This is a genomic window from Leeia aquatica, from assembly GCF_012641365.1.
In the GTDB taxonomy this organism is placed as follows: Bacteria; Pseudomonadota; Gammaproteobacteria; order Burkholderiales; family Leeiaceae; genus Leeia; species Leeia aquatica.
Map to the genome: position 1 here is coordinate 511,877 of NZ_JABAIM010000001.1, position 20,278 is coordinate 532,154.

General features: G+C 61.7%; 20 protein-coding genes and 2 tRNA genes. 16 read left to right on the forward strand and 6 right to left on the reverse strand.

Annotated features, from left to right (window positions below; translation table 11 throughout):
* The first annotated feature begins 3 nt into the window (after window positions 1-3).
* The 10 genes from HF682_RS02355 (at window position 4) to HF682_RS02400 (ending at window position 7,541) form a co-directional block, all read left to right on the forward strand.
* Window positions 4-1,476, forward strand: coding sequence for a DUF1800 domain-containing protein (locus tag HF682_RS02355; RefSeq protein ID WP_168875648.1), 1,473 nt, complete (start codon window positions 4-6; stop codon window positions 1,474-1,476).
* 13 nt (window positions 1,477-1,489) lie between these two features.
* Window positions 1,490-2,626, forward strand: coding sequence for a DUF1501 domain-containing protein (locus tag HF682_RS02360; protein ID WP_168875649.1), 1,137 nt, complete (start codon window positions 1,490-1,492; stop codon window positions 2,624-2,626).
* A gap of 68 nt (window positions 2,627-2,694) precedes the next feature.
* Window positions 2,695-3,369: a tRNA (adenosine(37)-N6)-threonylcarbamoyltransferase complex dimerization subunit type 1 TsaB gene (tsaB, locus tag HF682_RS02365; RefSeq protein WP_168875650.1), complete on the forward strand. Its 675-nt coding sequence runs from the start codon at window positions 2,695-2,697 to the stop codon at window positions 3,367-3,369.
* Window positions 3,366-3,821: a ribosomal protein S18-alanine N-acetyltransferase gene (gene rimI, locus HF682_RS02370; protein ID WP_168875651.1), complete on the forward strand. Its 456-nt coding sequence runs from the start codon at window positions 3,366-3,368 to the stop codon at window positions 3,819-3,821. Before tsaB ends, rimI begins: the two co-directional genes overlap by 4 nt.
* Entirely contained in the window at window positions 3,818-4,756 is a 939-nt protein-coding gene (locus tag HF682_RS02375) for a uracil-DNA glycosylase (protein WP_168875652.1), read from the forward strand. The genes rimI and HF682_RS02375 overlap by 4 nt, the downstream gene beginning before the upstream one ends.
* A gap of 77 nt (window positions 4,757-4,833) precedes the next feature.
* Window positions 4,834-4,909 (forward strand) — tRNA-His (locus tag HF682_RS02380).
* A gap of 281 nt (window positions 4,910-5,190) precedes the next feature.
* The gene (locus tag HF682_RS02385; RefSeq protein WP_373282858.1) at window positions 5,191-5,655 is read left to right on the forward strand and encodes a DUF6932 family protein; all 465 of its coding nucleotides are present in this window, start codon (window positions 5,191-5,193) and stop codon (window positions 5,653-5,655) included.
* Window positions 5,652-6,566: a biotin protein ligase-related protein gene (locus HF682_RS02390; protein WP_168875654.1), complete on the forward strand. Its 915-nt coding sequence runs from the start codon at window positions 5,652-5,654 to the stop codon at window positions 6,564-6,566. Before HF682_RS02385 ends, HF682_RS02390 begins: the two co-directional genes overlap by 4 nt.
* A 77-nt stretch (window positions 6,567-6,643) precedes the next feature.
* Window positions 6,644-7,063 carry a VOC family protein gene (locus tag HF682_RS02395; protein WP_168875655.1) on the forward strand — a complete coding sequence of 140 codons (420 nt, stop codon included), beginning with the start codon at window positions 6,644-6,646 and terminating at the stop codon, window positions 7,061-7,063.
* Between the two features lie 37 nt (window positions 7,064-7,100).
* Complete coding sequence (locus tag HF682_RS02400) at window positions 7,101-7,541, forward strand: hypothetical protein (protein WP_168875656.1); 441 nt, start codon at window positions 7,101-7,103, stop codon at window positions 7,539-7,541.
* Between the two features lie 5 nt (window positions 7,542-7,546).
* On the opposite strand, the gene HF682_RS02405 is transcribed toward HF682_RS02400, so the two are convergent.
* The gene (locus HF682_RS02405; protein WP_168875657.1) at window positions 7,547-8,296 is read right to left on the reverse strand and encodes a hypothetical protein; all 750 of its coding nucleotides are present in this window, start codon (window positions 8,294-8,296) and stop codon (window positions 7,547-7,549) included.
* Window positions 8,297-8,396: 100 nt separating this feature from the next.
* Here HF682_RS02405 and HF682_RS02410 point away from each other — a divergent pair, with 100 nt between their 5' ends.
* Window positions 8,397-8,840 (forward strand): CopD family protein, encoded by a 444-nt coding sequence (locus HF682_RS02410; protein ID WP_168875658.1) that lies wholly within the window; start codon window positions 8,397-8,399, stop codon window positions 8,838-8,840.
* 3 nt (window positions 8,841-8,843) lie between these two features.
* Here the strand turns inward: HF682_RS02410 and HF682_RS02415 are convergent, their stop codons facing one another.
* Window positions 8,844-9,785 (reverse strand): LysR family transcriptional regulator, encoded by a 942-nt coding sequence (locus tag HF682_RS02415; protein ID WP_205881869.1) that lies wholly within the window; start codon window positions 9,783-9,785, stop codon window positions 8,844-8,846.
* A 74-nt stretch (window positions 9,786-9,859) separates the two neighbouring features.
* On the opposite strand from HF682_RS02415, the gene HF682_RS02420 reads away from it, so the two are divergent.
* Window positions 9,860-10,345 carry a GNAT family N-acetyltransferase gene (locus HF682_RS02420; protein ID WP_168875659.1) on the forward strand — a complete coding sequence of 162 codons (486 nt, stop codon included), beginning with the start codon at window positions 9,860-9,862 and terminating at the stop codon, window positions 10,343-10,345.
* Between the two features lie 34 nt (window positions 10,346-10,379).
* On the opposite strand, the gene HF682_RS02425 is transcribed toward HF682_RS02420, so the two are convergent.
* Both HF682_RS02425 and HF682_RS02430 read right to left on the reverse strand, forming a co-directional pair.
* Window positions 10,380-10,754, reverse strand: coding sequence for a hypothetical protein (locus HF682_RS02425; RefSeq protein ID WP_168875660.1), 375 nt, complete (start codon window positions 10,752-10,754; stop codon window positions 10,380-10,382).
* Between the two features lie 98 nt (window positions 10,755-10,852).
* Window positions 10,853-11,221 (reverse strand): hypothetical protein, encoded by a 369-nt coding sequence (locus HF682_RS02430; protein WP_168875661.1) that lies wholly within the window; start codon window positions 11,219-11,221, stop codon window positions 10,853-10,855.
* Between the two features lie 92 nt (window positions 11,222-11,313).
* On the opposite strand from HF682_RS02430, the gene HF682_RS02435 reads away from it, so the two are divergent.
* Both HF682_RS02435 and HF682_RS02440 read left to right on the forward strand, forming a co-directional pair.
* Window positions 11,314-12,060, forward strand: coding sequence for a pseudouridine synthase (locus HF682_RS02435; protein ID WP_168875662.1), 747 nt, complete (start codon window positions 11,314-11,316; stop codon window positions 12,058-12,060).
* Between the two features lie 38 nt (window positions 12,061-12,098).
* A tRNA-Arg gene (locus HF682_RS02440) sits at window positions 12,099-12,173 on the forward strand.
* Between the two features lie 7 nt (window positions 12,174-12,180).
* Here the strand turns inward: HF682_RS02440 and HF682_RS02445 are convergent.
* Complete coding sequence (locus HF682_RS02445) at window positions 12,181-12,867, reverse strand: DUF4197 domain-containing protein (RefSeq protein WP_205881870.1); 687 nt, start codon at window positions 12,865-12,867, stop codon at window positions 12,181-12,183.
* Between the two features lie 45 nt (window positions 12,868-12,912).
* A complete protein-coding gene (locus tag HF682_RS02450; protein WP_240947035.1) occupies window positions 12,913-14,877 on the reverse strand; it encodes an acetoacetate--CoA ligase in 1,965 nt (654 codons plus the stop codon).
* A gap of 231 nt (window positions 14,878-15,108) precedes the next feature.
* Here HF682_RS02450 and HF682_RS02455 point away from each other — a divergent pair, with 231 nt between their 5' ends.
* Together HF682_RS02455 and HF682_RS02460 are read left to right on the forward strand one after the other, a co-directional pair.
* Window positions 15,109-17,898 (forward strand): putative bifunctional diguanylate cyclase/phosphodiesterase, encoded by a 2,790-nt coding sequence (locus HF682_RS02455; protein WP_168875664.1) that lies wholly within the window; start codon window positions 15,109-15,111, stop codon window positions 17,896-17,898.
* Window positions 17,899-17,977: 79 nt separating this feature from the next.
* Entirely contained in the window at window positions 17,978-20,278 is a 2,301-nt protein-coding gene (locus HF682_RS02460; protein ID WP_168875665.1) for a Tex family protein, read from the forward strand.

A 20,278-nucleotide genomic window follows, 5' to 3' on the forward strand; every position in this document is an offset into this window, starting at 1 on the left:
ACCATGCAAGCTGTTCTGCGAACCCTGCCCCTGCTGCTTGGCCTGCACGCTGGCGTGCTGCTCGCCAAAGGCATGGGCGAAGACGAAGCGCGCCATCTGCTCAACCGCACCGGTTTCAGCCCGGATTACCGGGCCATTCAGCAGTACGCGCTGCTCAGCCGGGAAGAAGGGGTAGATCGCCTGCTGAGCAGTGTGCAGACCCGCCCTGAAACCGAGCCGCCTGCCGAGATTGTGCAGTATACCCCGCCCTCAGCCATCAAGTCGCTGAGTGAAGACGCCAAGCGGGACTTCCGTCGTACCTTGCGGCAGCAAGGTGCACAATTGCAGGACTGGTGGCTGGGCGAAATGCTGACCACCCGTTCCCCGCTCACCGAGCGCCTGACCTTGCTGTGGCACAACCACTTCACCTCCAGCCTGGACAAGGTGAAAGAGCCGGTACTGATCTACAAGCAAAACCTGTTGCTGCGGCAACACGCGCTGGGCAACTTCGGCACCCTGCTGCATGCGGTCACGCGCGACCCCGCCATGCTGGTCTACCTGGACAATGCCCGTAGCAAGAAGGAACAGCCCAACGAAAACTATGCCCGCGAGGTGATGGAGCTGTTTGCGCTGGGTGAAGGTCATTACACCGAGCAAGACATCCGTGAAGGCGCACGCGCATTGACCGGGCTCACCCTCAACCCGGACACTGGCGAAGCCATCTTTGCCCCCAAACGGCACGACAGCGGCGAGAAAACCCTGTTTGGCCAGCGTGGCCGCTATGACCCGGATACGTTTATCGACCGCATCTTGCAACAACCGGCCACCGCAGAATACGTCACCCGTCGCCTGTGGCGCGAGTTTGTCTCCCCCAGCCCGGACGAGAGAGAAGTGCAGCGGCTGGCACAACAATTCCGCCAGGATCAGCTGGAGATGAAGCCCCTGCTGCGGCGCATGCTGCTCAGCCCGGCGTTCTGGGACCCGAAAAACCGTGGCACGCTGGTGAAATCACCGGTTGAGCTGGTGGTGGGGACCCTGCGTCAGTTCCAGCCACATCTCTCCGGCAGTCAGGCCCTGGTGCGTGCCGCCGGCGGCATGGGGCAAGAGTTGTTCAACCCGCCCAACGTCAAGGGCTGGCCCGGCGGCAATGACTGGATCAATACCGCCACCCTACAGGCCCGCCGTCAGTTCCTCGACCAGGTTTTCCGAGGCAGAGACCTGCCGATGCCCGCCCCACAAATGGCGGACGCCCCCATGAGCAAGGGCGAGATGAGCAAGGGTGAACGTCAGACCCAGGTGCTGACCCGGGCGCTCAGCCGCATCGACATCAATGGTCAGCAATGGCTGCGCCAGTTTCCGGACAGCCCGACAGGGCGACAGCAGGTGCAACTCACGCTGCTGCCACTACCGGCCAGCGGCATGAAAGACAATACCGAGCCGATGAATGAAGACTGGCTGCTGCAGCTGGTGCTGAGCCCAGCCTACCAGCTGAAGTAACAAGGAGCCCCACATGCAACGCCGACACTTTCTGCAAGCCCTGTCTGCCAGCGCCCTGCTCTCCACCCTGCCGGGTACGGCCTGGGCCCGGGATGGCAAGGACTACCGCAAGCCGCTGATTCTGATTGAACTCAAAGGCGGCAACGACGGCCTCAATACCGTGGTGCCCTATGCCGACCCGCTGTACGCCAGGCTGCGCCCCAAGCTGGCCCTGCCGCGTGACCAGATCCTGCAGCTGAACGGGCAGCTGGGCCTGCACCCGAAACTGCAGCCGCTGATGCCTTTCTGGCAGCAGCAGCAACTGGCCATCCTGCACAATGTGGGCTACCCGCAGCCCAATCAGTCCCACTTTCGCTCCATTGAAATCTGGGATACCGCCAGCGATAGCCAGAGCTACCTGCCCGATGGCTGGCTGACCCGCCAATTCAGCAGCGAGCGGGTACCCGCCAGCTACGCAGCCGATGCGGCCATTCTCGGCAGCCAGACCCTTGGCCCGCTGCTGGGGCGCTCGCGCACCGTGGTGCTCGGCAGCCGCAAGCTGGAAGGCGGCATGATGGAAGACGGCATGGCAGGCCAGCAGGTCAGCGCGCTGGAGCATTTGCTGAAGGTGGAAACCGATATAGGCACCGCCGCACGCGGCCTGCACTACGGCAAGGTGGACACCGAATTTCCCAAGACCGGCTTCGGCAGCGACCTCAAGCGCGTGGCCCAGCTGATCGCCGGCAATAGCCAGGTGGCCGCCTTCCGCCTGACACTGGGCAGCTTTGACACCCATACCAATCAGCTGGCCACCCAGGACCGGCTGTTGGGCGAACTGGCCGATGGCCTTGCAGCCCTGAGCCAGGCCCTGCAGACGATGGGCAAGTGGAACGACACCCTGATCCTCACCTATGCCGAGTTTGGCCGCCGGGTGGCTGAAAACGAAAGTGGCGGCACCGATCACGGCATGGCCAATGCGCACTTTGCGCTGGGTGGCCGCGTCAAGGGTGGTTTTCACGGCGAAGGCCCGCGCCTGCACGATCTGGACAACGGCAACCTGCGCTACCAGATCGACTTCCGCAGCGTCTACGCCAGCGTAATCGACCGCTGGTGGAACAGCGACAGCAGCCGGGTGCTGGGGCAACGCTACTCCCCCGTCGCCTTCATCTGAGCGCTTGCCCCGCGTCCAACGGGCAGCCCCGCCCCCACGGCGCGGGGCTTTCCCGTACAATAGCGGCCATGCGTATACTGGCCATTGATACCTCGACTGAGCAGCTCTCGCTCGCCCTGTGGCAGGACGGAGCCACGCTCGACCACGCCTGCCCGGCTGGGCAGCAGCATTCCTCACTCACCGTGCCGCTGATCCAGCAATTGCTGGCTGAGGCCGGTTGCAGCCCGCAGCAGCTGGATGCCATTGCCTACCCGGTCGGCCCCGGCTCCTTTACCGGCCTGCGGATCGGCTGTGGTGTGGCGCAAGGCTTGGGCTACGCACTGGATAAACCGCTGATTGGCCTCTCCACCCTCGCCGCGCTGGCGGCATCGGTGGATGCCGATCAGGTGCTGGCCTGCCTCGACGCCCGCATGAACCAGCTCTACGCTGGCCGCTACCGTCGCACTCCCTCAGGCTGGGAAAACGTACTGCCCGATGGCCTGTACAACCCGGAGCAACTGCCGCTGCCAGAAGAGGACGGCTGGCATGGCGTCGGCAACGGCTTTGCCGCGCAGCCCGGCTTGCAGGCCCGCGCGCCGCAACTGCAGGTGGTGGATACCCAGCGCCTGCCGCATGCACGTGAACTGGCACAGCTGGCCGCTGCGGCTTTTCAGCGCGGCGAAGCCGTACCGGCGGCGGAAGCCGGGCTGGTCTACCTGCGCGATAAAGTGGCGCTCACCACCCGCGAGCGGGAAAAGGCATGAGCACGCCGCAGATTCAGCGCCTGGGGCAGCATGATCTGGATGCGCTGGTGGAGCTGGACGCCGCAGCTGGCCCCTGGCCGTGGAACCGCAACCAGTTTCAGGGCTCGCTGGAGCTGGGCGACCGCGTCTACGGCTATGTGCAGGATGGCGAGCTGCTGGCCTTTGCCATCATCCAGCCGGTGCTGGACGAAGCCAGCCTGCTCAACATCGCCGTGGCCGCCAGCCAGCAAGGGCAAGGCATCGCGCGCACCTTCCTGCGCAGCCTGCTCACCACACTGGCGGCAGAAGGCATCCACAAGGTGTTTCTGGAAGTACGCGCCAGCAACCAGCCTGCCCGCGCCCTCTACACCCGGCTTGGCTTTCAGTCGGCAGGTGTGCGCCGCAACTACTACCCCATTCACGGTGGCCGTGAAGACGCCGACTGCATGGTGCTGCAGCTGGAGGCCGCATGAACCCACATGACCCAGCGCTGCTAAGCGTACTGGAGCTGAGCCCGGTATGGCTGCCAAAGGGCAGCAGCGCAGCGCTGCAGCCCGCAGTGGCCAAAGCTGCCCCACCACAGCTGGAACCCATCGCCACACCGGAACCGCACCTGCAGACGACACCCGCGCCCGTCGCAGAGATCGCAGCGCCAGCCACTACCCCGGCAGCCCCTGCCCGCCCGCTCAACAACGCTGCGGCTCGAGGTCTGGCCGAGGCGCTGGCGGCCGCCCGTGGCCGCGCCCGCCCGATGGAGGACAGCCCGCCCGCCCCAGCCGAAGCCACGGCAGCTACGGTCGCCGCGCCCGTTGCTGCCCCCTCCGCCTGGGCGCATCTGGACTGGGAACCGCTGGCGGAGCAAGTACGCGATTGCCGCGCCTGTGGCCTGTGCCAAAGCCGTACCCAGACCGTGTTTGGCGTGGGTGACCGCAAGGCCGAATGGCTGATTGTGGGTGAAGCCCCCGGTGCCGAGGAAGACCGCCGTGGCGAACCCTTTGTCGGCCCTGCCGGACAACTGCTGGACAATATGCTGGCCGCGCTGCAGCTCACACGCGGCGAGAACGTCTACATCGCCAACGTGCTGAAATGCCGCCCGCCCGCCAACCGCGACCCGCTGCCGGACGAAGTACAGGCCTGCAGCCAGTACCTGCAGCGGCAGGTGGAGCTGCTGCAGCCGCGCGTGATTCTGGCACTGGGCCGCTTTGCCGCCAACACCCTGCTGCAGTCGGAGAGCAGCATCGCCGCCCTGCGCGGCAAGGTACACCACTATCAGCAGATACCGCTAATCGTCAGCTACCACCCGGCCTACCTGCTGCGCAACCTGCCGGACAAGGCCAAGAGCTGGCAGGACCTGCTGCTGGCCCGCCGCACCTGGCTTGGCCACAAAAACCCGCCAGCGCAGGCTTGACGCCAAGGCAGGAGGCCGGTATAGTTCGCCCTCTCGATGCCGCTGGCGGCGTAACAAGCCGGATGCGTCGGACAATGGTGGATGTAGCTCAGTTGGTAGAGTCCAGGATTGTGATTCCTGTCGTCGTGGGTTCGAGTCCCATCATCCACCCCAAGATTGCAAAGCCCGACCTCTGGTCGGGCTTTTTTATTTTCAGCTCGCCCCCCTTGATCTATACTTTGTTCTACAGGAATACCAACCCGCTCTGAAATTGAGTATGCATGCTTGGCTGCTGGAGGTGGCTAAAGAGTGTCTTTCCCGAACGCTCTGTACGATAGGACAGGCTTTTTTATTCTACGACACCATTGACCAACTATGATGCAAAGTGGAGGATGCGCCGGATACTACAGCTTGCCCAAAGTACTCCAGCCACCCTACAACCTACCATCATAAACATGATCAAACCAGATTTCCCAGCACTGTTAAACCCAGGGAAGCACATAATTTCCACTCGAGAACTACACGTCCTTGCTGTGGCTCCATTTGAGCAAAGTCGGCATCGCCAAGATCTATATGACAAGTTAGTGAGTTGGATCAAAGCGGTACAAATACTAGGTTTGAGCGGTACACTGTGGCTAGATGGATCATTTTTAACAGGCAAACCAGCCCCGAATGATATTGACTGTGTCCTCTGGGGTCCTCATTGGATTCACAACACAGATGACCTTACCGAGGCAAAGAAAGCAGAAGCTTTTCATCTATTAGATAGAGCAATCGTGGGCAAGCTCTATAACATTGATCTCTATATTGAGGCCCCAACTGATGACCAGAAATTCAACCGTGAAGCATATTGGGGAGGTGTTCTGGGATTTGCCCACGATAGAAGTACTGCTAAGGGCTTTGCGGAGATAGGCATATGAGTAGCAAATTTCTGCGAGAGCATACCGCGACACTGAAAGACTTTGCAGCGGCCACAGAGAAACGAGCACAAGCCGCACCCGACGATTTTCTTCTCCAACTTACTGCAAAAAATCAACGACAAGCAGCTGAAGATGCCCAGCATCAGCTCTTGCTTCTAGAAGCCGCAGAGGTTGGAGAACTGGTAGATCTTCGCCTTCTTGGGCCAAGGGCAAATGGGAGTATATCCCTCGATTGGTTCCTTGAAGCCATGAGTCCACTTTCCAAGGCTTGGAAGCTTGCGGCTCATCGATTAAGGTATGGACATGATGCTAATCGCAGCGTCGATGCAGAGGTTGTAAGTGCTCTAAACCTTAAGCTTGCAGGGATAGGCTATGGATCAACGCGTATTTTTGTAACTGGCAATGCGCTTCCCGACCTAACAGGGGAGAGCTTGCTTCAAACCACACTTACCCAAGTTTTTCGCTTGCTAAACTCTCATCAGGATGAATTTTATGATGCTGTAGACGCCGTGGGTGGTAAATCTGCGCGACAGTTAAGTGAATTCATGAAGGCATTAGATGGAGCCGGCCTAGCCGCACAGTTCACGTGGCAATCACCTCGGGGTAAGCTGTTTTGGGAGGGGCAGCCACGCGAGATAGTGCGTATTCGCTCATTGTTAGACACATTTTGTGAACCAGAACGCTATGTAGAGGTTATTGAGGGGCGCGTGGCAGGTATCACAGATACAGGCAGGCTCGATCTTCGAACCGACGATGGCAAGATCTCCATAAGGTTCCCCCTAAGGCTCACAGAGCAAGTTCAGCGTCTTACCATCACCTCTGTAACCCGAATCAAAGTTGAGACCTCGAAGTACTGGGACTCTGTTGGGAAAAAAGATATTTATAAGCGGCAATTAATATCAGTTGAGTAACCGCCAGCCTTTTCGGTGTGTCCTCAGATTCATCGGCTTTTACATCCATTCCACTCACTTACAACTCACCACCCCACATGCAAGCCCGCCTCAACCTGATCCTGCTGGGCGTAGACGATATTGCGCGCAGCGCAGCATTTTATGCGGCGCTGGGCTGGCCTGCGGCGGCGAGTTCGCATGCGGGTTTTGTGAAGATTGATCTGGGTGGCGTGGTGCTGGGGCTGATTGCGCGGCGTGATCTGGCGCAAGATGCCGGGCAAGCAGATTCGTTGCCGCAGCAGGCGGCGCACAGTGCGCTGGTTTATCTGGCGCGGGCAGCGGAGGAAGTGGCTGAGGTGCTGGCTGCCGTTGCCTTGCTCGGGGGTACGGTGGTGAAACCGGCTACCGAGACGGCATGGGGGGTCGCCGGGTATTTCCGTGACCCGGACGGGCATTTGTTTGAGGTGTGCTACGAGGCAGCCTGGAATCTGGATGCCCATGGCCGCCTGTGGGTGTAGCCTGTTACGTTACGGCTGGGCACGGGATGTACAGGAGATGAGATTGCGCACGGCAAGGGGTAAGCAATGGCTAGTGGTCATCCTGGCACTTGCGGGTTTGTCTGCACAGGCGCAGCCCTCCTGCAGTGGTGAGCTCTACCGACAGGCGGAGTCCGCTCTGCCCGCCGCCAATGCCAGCTGGCCCGCTTTGCATCGGCACTGGCGCCAATATGCCGCCTGTGATGATGGTGCTTTGGCCGAAGGCTACTCCGAGGCCGTGGTGCGGCTATTGCTGGACCGCCCGCAATGGCCCGCGCTGAATCGCATCACCACGCAAGATGCACGTTCCCGGCACTGGCTGCTGGGCCATGTGGATGAATCGGTGTCAACGGCGGACTTGCAGCAACTGCAGGCACAGACAGCCACATGCAGCAGCGCGCTCTGCCATGCAGTTCAGCAAGCGCTGGCACGCACGCAGGCCCGCTCGACTACCCCCTGACCGCGCTACGCTTCCTCTACATGCGCCGGGCGCAGGAACCAGGCGACGATACTGAGCGGGAACAGTACCAGCATCACCCAGAACAGGATGCGCCAGTCACGGTTACCGGCTTCCAGCAGCTGCATGGATTCGACAAAAAACACTTCGCAGGCTCCATTGCCAGTATCGGTGCGTACCGTGCTGCTGCGGCGGGTGAAGGTGGGGTTGCCGTTGACCACGGTGGTATAGTCCGCCAGATAACCTTGCAGGCGGATCTGGTCGCCGATGCGGACTTTGCGCAGCTGCCGGGCCAGACTGTGCTGATCGGTCAGGATGTGGTTGTTGCTGAGGCTGCTGCCGTCGAACTGTTGCCAGGTTTCGCCGTTGCCGCTGCTGACCCAGCAGGTCCATTGGTCGTTGTGGTAGTCCAGCTTGCGGAATACGCCATTCTTGAGGTTGTGGCCCCAGACCACGCACAGGTCCATCAGATTGAGGTTGTCGTTGGACTCGCGGTGTACATAGTCCCACCAGGCATCGGAATCATGGCGGCTGACCACCAAGCCGTAGAGGTCGTAATCAAACCGGGGCTGGATGCGGTAGTCGATGCCCTTCACCCGGGTGGTGAACGGGGCTTTGTAGGTGGTGTCTTGCACCGGGGCTTGTGCCAGCTCGGGCCGCCATTGCTGCACCCCGAGCAGCGATTCCCGCATGAAGGCAGAGATCAGCAGTAACAGCAGACTGCCCCAGAACCACACAGCCACAAACCGGCGCAACATCATTGCTCCCCTTGGTCCATGCCGCTCATTGTGTCATATCAAGGCTGTCGCGTGGCAGGCTGTTGCATCATGCAGGTATCCCGTCTGGCTGGAGCGTGCCATGCATCATGTTGTGCTGTTGTTTCATCTGCTGGGTGCCAGTATCTGGACTGGCGGGCATCTGCTGCTGGCGCTGGTGATCCTGCCGCAAGTGCTGCGCTCGCGCGATCTGCCCCGCCTGCAGCAGTTTGAAGCCGCCTTTGAGCGGGTGGGGATTCCTGCTCTGCTGATTCAGGTGGCCACCGGCTTGCTGCTGGCTTGGCAGCGCCTGCCGGTATTCTCGATGTGGCTGGACTGGAATAACCCGGCCGCTCGCCCCATCCTGTGCAAGCTGGTGTTGCTGCTGCTGACCCTGCTGCTGGCACTGGACGCCCGGCTGCGGCTGATCCCCAGGCTCACGCCGGAGCGGCTGCCTGCGCTGGCCTGGCATATCATCCCGGTTACCCTCATCAGCGTGCTGTTCGTGGTCACGGGTGTGGCTTTTCAGGCGGGCTGGCTGTATTGAGGATCATGCCGGGGCGCTACCCGGCAAGGCTGTCAGTTGCTGTAGCAACCAGCGTGGCGCAGCGGCAGTCTGGTAGCGGGCATGCTGGTAGAGGCAGACGGCAAAAGCAGGCACCGGCAGCGGGAGGGGGCGCTGCACCACGGGCAGCGCTTTGCCCAGCACTTGTGCCGCCCGGCGGGGAATGCTGATCAGCAGGTCGGTCTGGGCAATCACAAACGGCGCGGCCAGTACGGAAGGCAGGTGCAGGCTGACCTGTCGTTGTCGCCCTTGCGCGGCCAGCACCCGGTCCACCACCCCCTGGCTTTCATTCCACGGCGTCACCACCACATGCTGGGCGGACAGGTAGGCTTCCAGCCCCCAAGCGCCGTCCAACAGCGGGTGACCTTGCCGCAGCAGAACCACGTAGTCATCTTCAAACCAGCGGTGGCTGAGAATCTGGCCTGGCAAGTCCGGCTGATCGCCAGTGAAGCCCACAGCAAAATCCAGTTGTCCACTGGCCAGGTCCGCCACCGGCACATGCTGCTCACTGCTCACCACCCGCACATGGACCTTGGGCGCGTCCACGGCCAGCTTGGCCATCAGCGGGGGCAGCAAGACGCAGGCGGTGTAATCGGTGGCCGCCAGCACAAAGCTGCGCTCACTGTGGCGAGGGTCGAACCCGCCAGCACCTTGCAGCGCGCCACCCAGCATCTGCAGCGCGGCGTGGATGTCCGCCGCCATGTGCTGCGCATACGGTGTCGGCTGCATGCCCTGCCCAACCCGTACAAACAGCTCGTCTCCCACAGCCGCCCGCAGCCGTGATAGCGCGTGGCTGAACGCCGAAGGGCTCAGCGACAGCACATCGGCCGCCACGGTGACTTGTCGGCTGTGGTACAGGGCGTCGAACACCAGCAACAGGTTCAGGTCCAGCCGTCGCAAACCATGATGCATACTGTTCACCCACATATGAAAACAATGCACTACATGCAGCACAGTAAATCACATACCATAGCCGCATTCAATGCACTGGAGCACATGCCATGTCCCTGACCCTGCGTCCCGCCACCCGTGAGGATATCCCCCGTTTGCTGGCCCTGATCCGGGAACTGGCGATTTATGAACGCGCCGAGCATGAAGTGCTGGCCAGCGAGACTGACCTGCAGGCCAGCCTGTTTGGCGGTGACCATACCGCGCAGGCGCTGTGCTGCGACGTGGCAGGGGAAACCATCGGCTATGCGGTGTATTTCTACAGCTATTCGACCTGGCTGGGTAAACGCGGGCTGTATCTGGAAGACTTGTACATCACCCCCAGCCAGCGGGGTCATGGTTATGGCAAACAAGTGTTGCGCCATCTGGCGCAGCTGGCCGTCGAGCAAGGTTGCCCGCGCTTTGAATGGAGCGTGCTGGACTGGAACCAGCCCGCCATCGACTTCTACCAGTCGCTCGGCGCTGCCCCGCAATCGGAATGGGTACGCTACCGCATGAGCGGTGACGCGCTGCAGCAGTTTGCCCGTAGCTCGGACTGAGCCTCTGGCGGCACCCGCAGTGCCGCCAGTGACCTCACTTGCAGCGAACCAGCGTAGACCACTCGCTGTCCATCGGCTTGTCCAGCACCGAGAGCCACAGCAGCGATTTGCCATCGTGGGACAGGAAGAAGCTTTGCTTTTCCTCCCACTCGCTGCCGCCGCCCGACATCTTCATCTGCACCTGCACCTGGCGTGGGCTGATGACGGTGAGCGACATTACTTCACCGCCACCATCGCCCCCTTGCAGACTGCTGCCCTGCAGGGCAATCACCTGCATCGGTACTTTGCACCCCGCCGCCGTGGGTGCCCACTTGCCCTGAAACGCCTTGGGCAAGGACACGCCTGCCTGTGCCACGCTCATCATCAGCAACAATCCCGAAACACTTGCCACACGCTGCCACACCTGCATGCTACTTTCCTCCAAGTATCACGTCGGCCCAAGGCCAACTTCCGTGCCCAGTCTGCCCGACACTCGCTGTTCCACACAGTACAACACGGCCCCAGCACTTACTGGCAACGCACCAAGGCAAACCATTCGGAGTCATGCGGCTTGTCTACATTGGAAATCCACAGCAGAGACTTGCCGTCGTGCGACAAAAACAAGGTCTGCATCTCCTCTCGTACTCTGCCACCACCTGACAGTTTCATCCTCACCCGATACTGCACAGGACTCAGCATGGTGAGCGACTGCATCTCAGCACGACCATTGCCCATCTGCAGGCTGTGTCGTTGCAGGGTCAGCACATTGTTGGGCTGCTTGCAGTCTGCCACCGTCACCGCCCACTTACCCTCAAAAACCGGGGGCAGCGATTCTACCTCTCCCGCTGCACAGGTCATAACCAGCAGGCCCGCCACCCATCCAAGGTTTAAGCGCATTTAAATGTGATGTCCTTCATCATGTCATCAGCATTGACCAATACTCAACCAGACAGGTTCCCCACAGCATACAATGACGGTTTTGACGCCCGATGTGTGACTTGGAAACACTGGACATCCTGTATCAGGACGACGCCCTGATCGCCGTACACAAACCGGCTGGCCTCCTGGTCCACCGCAGCGAGCTGGATCGCCACGAAACCCGGTTTGCCGTGCAGATACTGCGTGACCAGGTGGGCCATCACGTCTACCCGGTACACCGGCTGGACAAAGGCACCTCCGGCCTGCTGCTGTTTGCCCGCTCCGCTGAAGCATGCAAGCTGGCGGCCATTGCCTTTGAACACCGACAGGTGAAAAAGGGCTATCTGGCGGTGGTGCGAGGCTGGCCCACTGAAACCGGCGAGATCGACCATCCGCTGACCCGCCATGCTGATGCAGCAGCAGACGCCCTGCCCCAGCCCGCCCAAACCCGCTTTCACACCCTGCAGCGCATTGAGCTGCCGTGGCAGATCGACCGCTACCCGGTGAGCCGCTACGCGCTGCTGACACTGGAGCCGCTGACCGGGCGGCAGCACCAGCTACGTCGACACCTCAAGCACGTCAGCCACCCGATCATTGGCGACGCCACCTATGGCAAAGGGCAGCACAACCGGCGTTTTGCCGAGCACACCGGCGTCCACCGTCTGCTGCTCGCCAGCACCCGACTCGCACTACCCCACCCGCTCACTGGACAGTGGCTGGAACTGCACTGCCCGCTGGAAGCCAATTTCCGTCAGGTGCTGGACACCCTCGGCTGGCCAGAACCCGCCGCGCCGCCCCTGTCAGACCAGCGCGGGTGACGTCCGGCCGCAAGCCGTGTACAATCCGCGCCCGGAGTGTCTGCGTAGTTCAATGGATAGAACGGGGTCCTCCTAAGACTCAAATACAGGTTCGATTCCTGTCGCGGACACCACACCCCTTCAGCCCCCAAACACCTTGCGCAAGATCTTGCTGGCCTGCCCGACCGGGTCGCGGCGGATGGCTTTTTCCTCTTCGGCAATCATGTAGTACAGGCCGTCCATGGCCTTGTGTGTCACGTACTGGTCGAGGTTGGCTTCCTGTTCGCTCAGCAGGCCCAGTTTGGCGGCTTGACCAGCGTAGGCATTGTATTTGTCCGCCAGCTTGAGCCGTCCGGTCGCCTTGCTGACGATCGGCAGAAAGCGGCCAGCCAGGGCATCGCTGGTGGTACGGCGGAAGTAGTCGGTGGCGGCAGTCTCGCCGCCGGTGAGGATGCCTTTGGCGTCCTGCCAGCTCATGTTGCGAATCGCCCCCACCAGAATCGGCTTGGCTTCCTTGACGGCACTTTCAGCCGCCCGGTTCAGGGTGAGTTTCAGTTCGTCGGCCTGCTTGCTCAGCCCCATGCTGTTCAACAGTTTCTCTGCTTTGCGCAGGGTGTCGGGCAGCGGAATACGCACCGTGTCGTTTCCCCAGAAGCCATCCAGTGCCCCCAGCCGCCCCACGGCTGCCGCGGCCCCTTTATTCAAGGCCTCCTGCAGGCCGGACACTGCTTCGCGGTCGGTCAGGCGCGAGACATCCAGCGCCAGCGCCGGTACGGCAGCCCCCAGCGCCAGCAGCAGGCTTACCGGCATGATCCAGCGTTTCATCATCGCTCTTCTCCAGCAAAAACGGCCCTTGCGGGCCGTAGGTGATCTCTAGGATTGCAGCTCTGGCAGATCGCGGAACAGCTCCAGCGCCTGCGGATTGGCCAAGGCTTCGCGGTTGGTCACCGGGCGGCCATGTACCACATTGCGCACCGCCAGCTCCACAATCTTGCCGCTCAGAGTGCGCGGAATGTCGGCTACCGCCACGATCCGTGCCGGCACATGCCGTGGCGTGGTGTTCTGGCGGATACGATCCCGTATCTGCTTTTGCAGCACCTCGTCCAGCACCACCCCCTCGCGCAGCCGCACAAACAGCACCACCCGCACGTCGCCTTCCCAGTCCTGCCCGATGCAGAGAGACTCTACTACTTCTGGAATGGTTTCCACCTGACGGTAGATTTCCGCCGTACCGATGCGTACACCACCAGGATTGAGCACCGCGTCCGAGCGACCATAGATGATCAGGCCGCCACGCGGGGTCAGCTCGGCGTAATCACCATGCACCCAGACATTGGGGAAGCGCTCGAAGTAGGCCGCGCGGTAGCGGCTGCCATCGGCGTCATTCCAGAAACCGACCGGCATGGAAGGGAAAGGCTTGGTACACACCAGCTCGCCTTTTTCACCCACCACCGGCTGGCCTGCGTCATTCCAGATCTGCACGGCCATGCCAAGGCCCCGCGCCTGCAGTTCGCCACGATAGACCGGCAAGGTTGGCGCGCCCAAGGCAAAGCAGGACACAATGTCGGTCCCGCCGGAAATGGAGCACAGCGCCACTTCTGCCTTGATGTCGCGGTAAACGTAGTCATAGCTCTCCGGCAGCAGCGGCGAGCCGGTAGAGAACACAAAGCGCAAGGCGGACAGGTCAAACTGCTGGCCGGGCTTGCAGTCATGCTTCTCCAGCGCGGAGAGGTATTTGGCGCTGGTGCCAAAGTGCGTCAGCTGGTGTTGCTCGGCAATCCGCCACAGGATGCCCGGCTCCGGCGCAAACGGTGAGCCGTCATACAGCACCAGGGTCGCGCCGACCGCCAGTGCCGACGCCATCCAGTTCCACATCATCCAGCCGCAGGTGGTGTAGTACATCAGGCGATCGCCGGTGTGCAAGTCACCATGCAGGATGTGCTCTTTCAGGTGTTGCAGCAGGGTGCCGCCCGCGCCATGCACAATGCACTTCGGCTTGCCGGTGGTTCCCGAGGAATACAGGATGTACAGCGGATGGTCGAATGGCAGTTGCACAAAGTCGATGTCCGCCGCCGGATGCGCCGCGGTAAACCCGGCCCAGCTCACCGCCCGTGGCACCTGGGCAAAGGTCGGGTCTTGTTCCACCTCCGCGTTGAGCAATGGCCACACCACCACCTGCTGGATGCAGGGCAGCTGCTCGACAATACCGGCGATTTTTTCCAGTGAATTCAGTCGCTTGCCGTTATAGAAGTAGCCATCCGAGGTGAACAGCACTTTGGGCTCAATCTGGCCAAAGCGGTCGAGCACGCCTTGCACGCCAAAGTCTGGCGAGCAGGAGCTCCATACGGCCCCCAGGCTGCTGGTCGCCAGCATGGCCACCAGCGTTTCCGGTGCGTTGGGCACAAAACCGGCCACACGGTCCCCCACCCCAACCCCGGCAGCCCGCAGTGCCTGCGCTACCCGCGACACTTCATCGTACAGCTGCTTCCAGCTCCACTGCCGGTAGCATTGATCCTCGGCGTGAAAGTGCAGTGCCGTCGCGTCATCGCGGCGACGCAACAGGTTCTCGGCAAAATTGAGGCGCGCGCCGACAAACCAGCGCGCCCCCGGCATGCGGTCAGCATCCTGCAGTACGGTCGTGGCGGGCTGGCTGGCGCGTACTTCGGCAAATTGCCACAGCGCAGACCAGAATGCCTCGATTTCATTGACTGACCAGTCATGCAAGCCAGCATAATCCGCTATACTGAGCTGGTGGTGAGAATTGACCCAGTGCTGGAACGCGGTCAGTCGGGTTCGGGAAACGGCAGCGGTGTCGGGCTGCCAGACCAGATCGGACATCGGGGGAGGCTCCTTCATGCAGAGACGGCGGGCTTGGCGCGCATGGCGCTTGTGTTCAGTCACTTCTGACTGGAGGCGGTCTGTGCCGCTTGACCGCCATTCTAGCCCACTCGCCCGCAAAGATGGAAAAAGCTGTCTTCACACGCCCTGCAGTACCCCGTGGCTTCTGCTATGCTTCACTGGCAATGAACATGTTTTCCTTTCGCCCACAACGGTGAGACCAAGCCTGCAATGAAAGTCAAATTTCGGCTTACCCTGCGCGCTGCGCTGATCCTGACTGTGGTACTCGCCTTGCTGATTCCCGCCGTGGGTAGCGGTTACTATGCGGTCAACAAGCGCCAGACCGAGCTGTACGATGCCTTTTCCAGTGACCGCAAGCGTCTCGCACAGATTCTGACGCTGGGCATGCAGGAGCCGGTGTGGAACCTGAGCCAGGAATCGGCACGCCCAATCGTGGATGCCATCGCCAGTGACAAGCGCATTGCCAGCATCAATGTCACTGCCGAAAACATGGGGACTTTCCTGTCGCTGTACCGGCTGGAAAATGCCAACGGCAAGGATTTTGCCGAGGTGCAGCCCATTGTCCGCAAGGGTACGGTGATTGGCACCGTCAAGATCGTGATGTATGACGGCCCCTTGCAGGAACAGCTCGCGCTGTACCGCACCACCTTTTTCTATACCCTGGTGGGTCAGCTGTTGCTGAGCATGGGGTTGATCCTGCTGTTGATCCAGCGCCGTCTGCTGCTGCCGTTGCGCAAATTGCTGTCCGAATCCGCCGATCTGGCCCACAAGCGCCTGGACAGCCCCTTCCAGTGGGAGCGTACCGACGAGCTGGGCAACCTGGGACAATCGCTGGAGAGCACACGGGTTGCCCTGAAAAGCCTCTTTCTGGAACTGGAAGACAAGAATCACCGGCTGGAAGAGGACTTGCTGGCACGCAACCGTTCAGCCCAAGCACTGGCGATCAGCGAAGAACGCTACCGCTCGCTGATTGAGAATGCGCCGGAAGCCATTGTGGTGATCGACGTCGATACCGGGCTGTTTGCCGATGTCAACCCGCGCGCCTGCGAGCTGTACGGGCAAAACCGCGAGCGCCTGCTCAGCATGGCATTGGCCTCACCGCAGCTGTCGCCGGAATTCCAGCCGGACCGCCAGCGCTCGGATGAAAAGAGCACCCGCCTGCTGGAAGCCACCTTTGCCGGACAGCCGCAAGTCTTCCAGTGGATGCACGTGACCAGCCGCCATGGCGAGGTGTTTGTGGAAGTGCGCCTGTCGCGCATGCCCTCACTCTCCGGCAAATATGTGCGCGGCACGGTGGTGGACATCACCCAGCGCAAGCTGGCAGAAGACCGCCTGCGTCTGGCCTCGCAGGCCATCACCCAGAGCCGTGACGGCATTGTGATTCTGGACAAGGATTTCCGCATTGTCTCGGCCAACCCCGCCTTCTGCCAGATGCTCTCCTCCACCGAGAGTGAATTGCTGGGGCAAGTGGCGCCGATGTTGCGCAGCAAGGACCAGAACCAGAGCCTGATGGACTCCATCCGTCACCATCTGGCCTCCCACCCCTATTGGGAAAGTGAAATCTGGACTCGCAAGCAGAGTGGTGAGATGTTCCTGCAGCTGGTCACCATTACCCCGATCCGCTTTGACGATGGCAGCATCAAGAATTTCGTCTGCATCACCTCGGACATCACCGAGCAGAAGCAGCATGCCGACCACATCTGGCATCTGGCGCATCACGACACCGTCACCGGCCTGCCCAACCGCAACCTGCTGCAGGACCGGCTGATGCAATCCATCCTGCAGGCCGAGCGCAGCAACAAGAAGAGCGCGCTGCTGTTCATCGACCTGGACCGTTTCAAGAACATTAACGACACCCTGGGCCACAGCTTTGGTGACCGCTTGCTCAAGCATGTGGCGGACCGGCTGATCGGCTGTGTGCGGCATGCCGATACCGTGGCACGCATCGGCGGCGACGAGTTCGTGATCGTGGTGTCCAACATGAACGACGCGATGGATGCCAGCAGCACGGCGCAAAAGATCATGGAGGCGCTGACCAGCACCTTCGTCATCGACAATATGGACCTGCACATCACCCCGTCCATTGGCATCTCCATCTGCCCGGATGATGGTGTCACCGTCGATAGCCTGATGCGCAATGCCGACACCGCCATGTACCACGCCAAGGACAATGGCCGGAACAACTATCAGTTCTTCAAGCAGAGCATGAACACGGTCGCCACCGAGCGGCTGGACATGGAGCGTCAGCTGCGTACCGCCATCAAACTCAAGCAGTTCGAGCTGCACTACCAGCCGCAGGTCGACTTGCAGTCTGGCGCACTGGTGGGCATGGAGGCCCTGATTCGCTGGCGCCACCCGGAGAAGGGTCTGGTATCCCCGCTACGCTTCATCCCGATTGCCGAAGAAACCGGACTGATCGTGCCGATTGGCGAGTGGGTGCTGAAAGAAGCGTGCCGCCAGAGCAAAGTGTGGCAAGACATGGGCTTGCGCAAGACACCGGTGGCCGTCAACCTCTCCGCCCGCCAGTTCCTCAAAGGCAGCCTGGTCGATACCGTGCAGCAAGCGCTGGACGAAAGCGGCCTGGAGGCGGAATTCCTGGAGCTGGAAATCACCGAATCACTGCTGATGTACGAGGTGGAAGACACCATTCAGTTGCTGACCCGGCTCAACGATCTGGGCGTGTCGCTGGCGATTGACGACTTCGGCACCGGCTACTCCAGCCTCAGCTATCTCAAGCGTTTCCCGATCGACCACCTCAAGGTGGACCGCTCCTTTGTGCGCGATGTGATCAATGACCCGGATGACGCCTCCATCACCTCCGCCATTGTGGCCATGGCCCACAACCTCAAGCTGAACGTGGTGGCCGAAGGGGTGGAAACCGAAGATCAGGCCCAGTTCCTGCGTGATCTCGGCTGCGAATACGCCCAAGGCTATCTGTACAGCATGCCACTGCATGCTGACGACATGACCGAGTTCATTCGGCAGCACAGCGAAGCCTGAGCACGCCGTGGCCGATGCCACGGCTTGCCTTTTTGCGGCAGCTTCGCCAAAGTAGCGGCTTTTGTTGCTTTGGTGTGCCATGTTGCCCAGCCTGTACCAGCGTTTGTCGCAAGCCGTTGGCGTTTCCGCCGCCCAGATCCGCTCTGCCGTTGACTTGATGGATGAAGGCGCCACCGTGCCCTTCATCGCCCGCTACCGCAAGGAAGTAACCGGCGGCATGGATGATGGCCAGCTGCGCCTGCTGGAAGAGCGGCTGCGCTATCTGCGCGAGCTGGATGAACGGCGCGACAGCATCATGGGTAGCATCCGCGAGCAAGGCAAGCTGAGCCCCGAGCTGGAGGCCGCCCTGCTGGCCGCCGATACCAAGCAGACGCTGGAAGACCTCTACCTGCCCTACAAGCAAAAGCGCCGCACCAAGGCGCAGATTGCCCGCGAGGCCGGTCTGGGTGAGCTGGCACAGCGCCTGCTGGAGGAAGCCGACATTTCGCCTGAAGGGGCTGCCACCGCGTTCATCAACGCCGAGGCCGGCTTTGCCGATGTGAAGGCAGTGCTGGATGGTGCCCGCCATATCGTGATCGAGCAGATGTCCGAACAGGCGCCGCTGGTGGGCCGCCTGCGGCAACTGCTGTGGGACGAAGGCATCCTGTGCAGCAGCCGGGTGGAAGGCTCGGCAGACGCCGCCAGCAGCAAGTTCTCGGATTACTTTCAGTATCAGGAAGCGCTGCGTGCCATCCCTTCTCACCGCGCGCTGGCGCTATTTCGGGGGCGTAATGAATCGGTACTGCAACTCAGCCTGCTGCTGCCAGAGCAACTGGAAGGCGACAGCCGAGCCAGCCATCGCGGCGAGCAATACATCGCCCAGACCTTCGGGCTCAAGGATCTGGGTCGCCCGGCGGACAAATGGCGGATAGACACCGTACGGCTGGCCTGGCGCGCCAAGCTGGCACTGAGCATTGAGCTGGAGCTGATGCAGCAGTTGCGCGAGGCGGCAGAAACCGAGGCCATCCGTGTGTTTGCCGCCAACCTGCGCGACCTGCTGCTGGCCGCCCCGGCGGGCCCACGCGCCACCCTGGGGCTGGACCCCGGCCTGCGCACTGGTGTCAAGGTGGCGGTGGTCGATGCCACCGGCCAGCTGTGTGCTACGGAGACCATCTACCCGCACGCCCCGCGCAACGACTGGCAAGGCAGCCTGAAAACCCTGGCGCAGCTGGCCCGTGCCCATCAGGTGGAACTGATCGCCATTGGCAACGGCACCGCCAGCCGCGAAACTGACAAACTGGCTACTGAGTTGATCCAGCACTACCCGGAGCTGAAGCTGCAGAAGCTGGTGGTGTCCGAAGCCGGTGCGTCGGTGTACTCGGCGTCTGAGCGGGCCGCACAGGAATTCCCGCAGCTGGACGTCAGCCTGCGTGGCGCGGTGTCGATTGCCCGCCGCCTGCAAGACCCGCTGGCGGAGCTGGTCAAGATCGAACCGAAGGCCATCGGCGTGGGTCAGTATCAGCACGATGTCAACCAAACCCAGCTGGCCCGCTCGCTGGACGCGGTGGTGGAAGACTGCGTAAACGCGGTGGGGGTCGATGTGAACACCGCCTCGGCCGCCCTGCTCACCCGTGTCTCCGGCCTCAGCAGCACCCTGGCGCAAAACATCGTGCAATGGCGTGACCAGCACGGTGCGTTCCGCAACCGCCAGCAGCTGCTGGATGTACCACGGCTGGGCCCGAAAGCGTTTGAACAGGCCGCCGGCTTCTTGCGCGTCAACCAAGGGGATAATCCGCTGGACGCCTCCGCCGTTCACCCGGAAGCCTACCCGCTGGTGGAGCGCCTGCTGGCCCGACTGGCCAAGCCTATCAAGGCGGTGATGGGCGATACCCGCCTGCTGCGCGAGCTGGAGCCCGCCAGCCTGACCGACGCGCGCTTTGGTCTGCCCACGGTCAAAGACGTGCTGCAGGAGCTGGAAAAGCCAGGCCGTGACCCGCGCCCGGAATTCCGCACCGCCAGCTTTACCGAAGGGGTAGAAACGCTGAAGGACCTGCAGCCGGGCATGACGCTGGAAGGCGTCATCACCAACGTGACCAACTTCGGCGCCTTTGTCGACATTGGCGTGCATCAGGATGGGCTGGTCCACATCTCGGCGCTGTCGAACAAGTTTGTGAAAGACCCGCGCGAGGTGGTGAAGGCCGGGCAAGTGGTTAAGGTCAAGGTACTTGAGGTGGATCTGCCGCGCCAGCGCATCGCGCTGACCATGCGCCTGGGCGACGAAGTCAAACCGGCGGCTGCGCCCGGTAATAGCCGCAGCCCAACCCCTGCCCGCAAGCCCGCCAGTGCAGCAGCCCCGGCCAATACCGCACTGGCCGACGCCTTTGCCCGTCTGAAGCGCTAA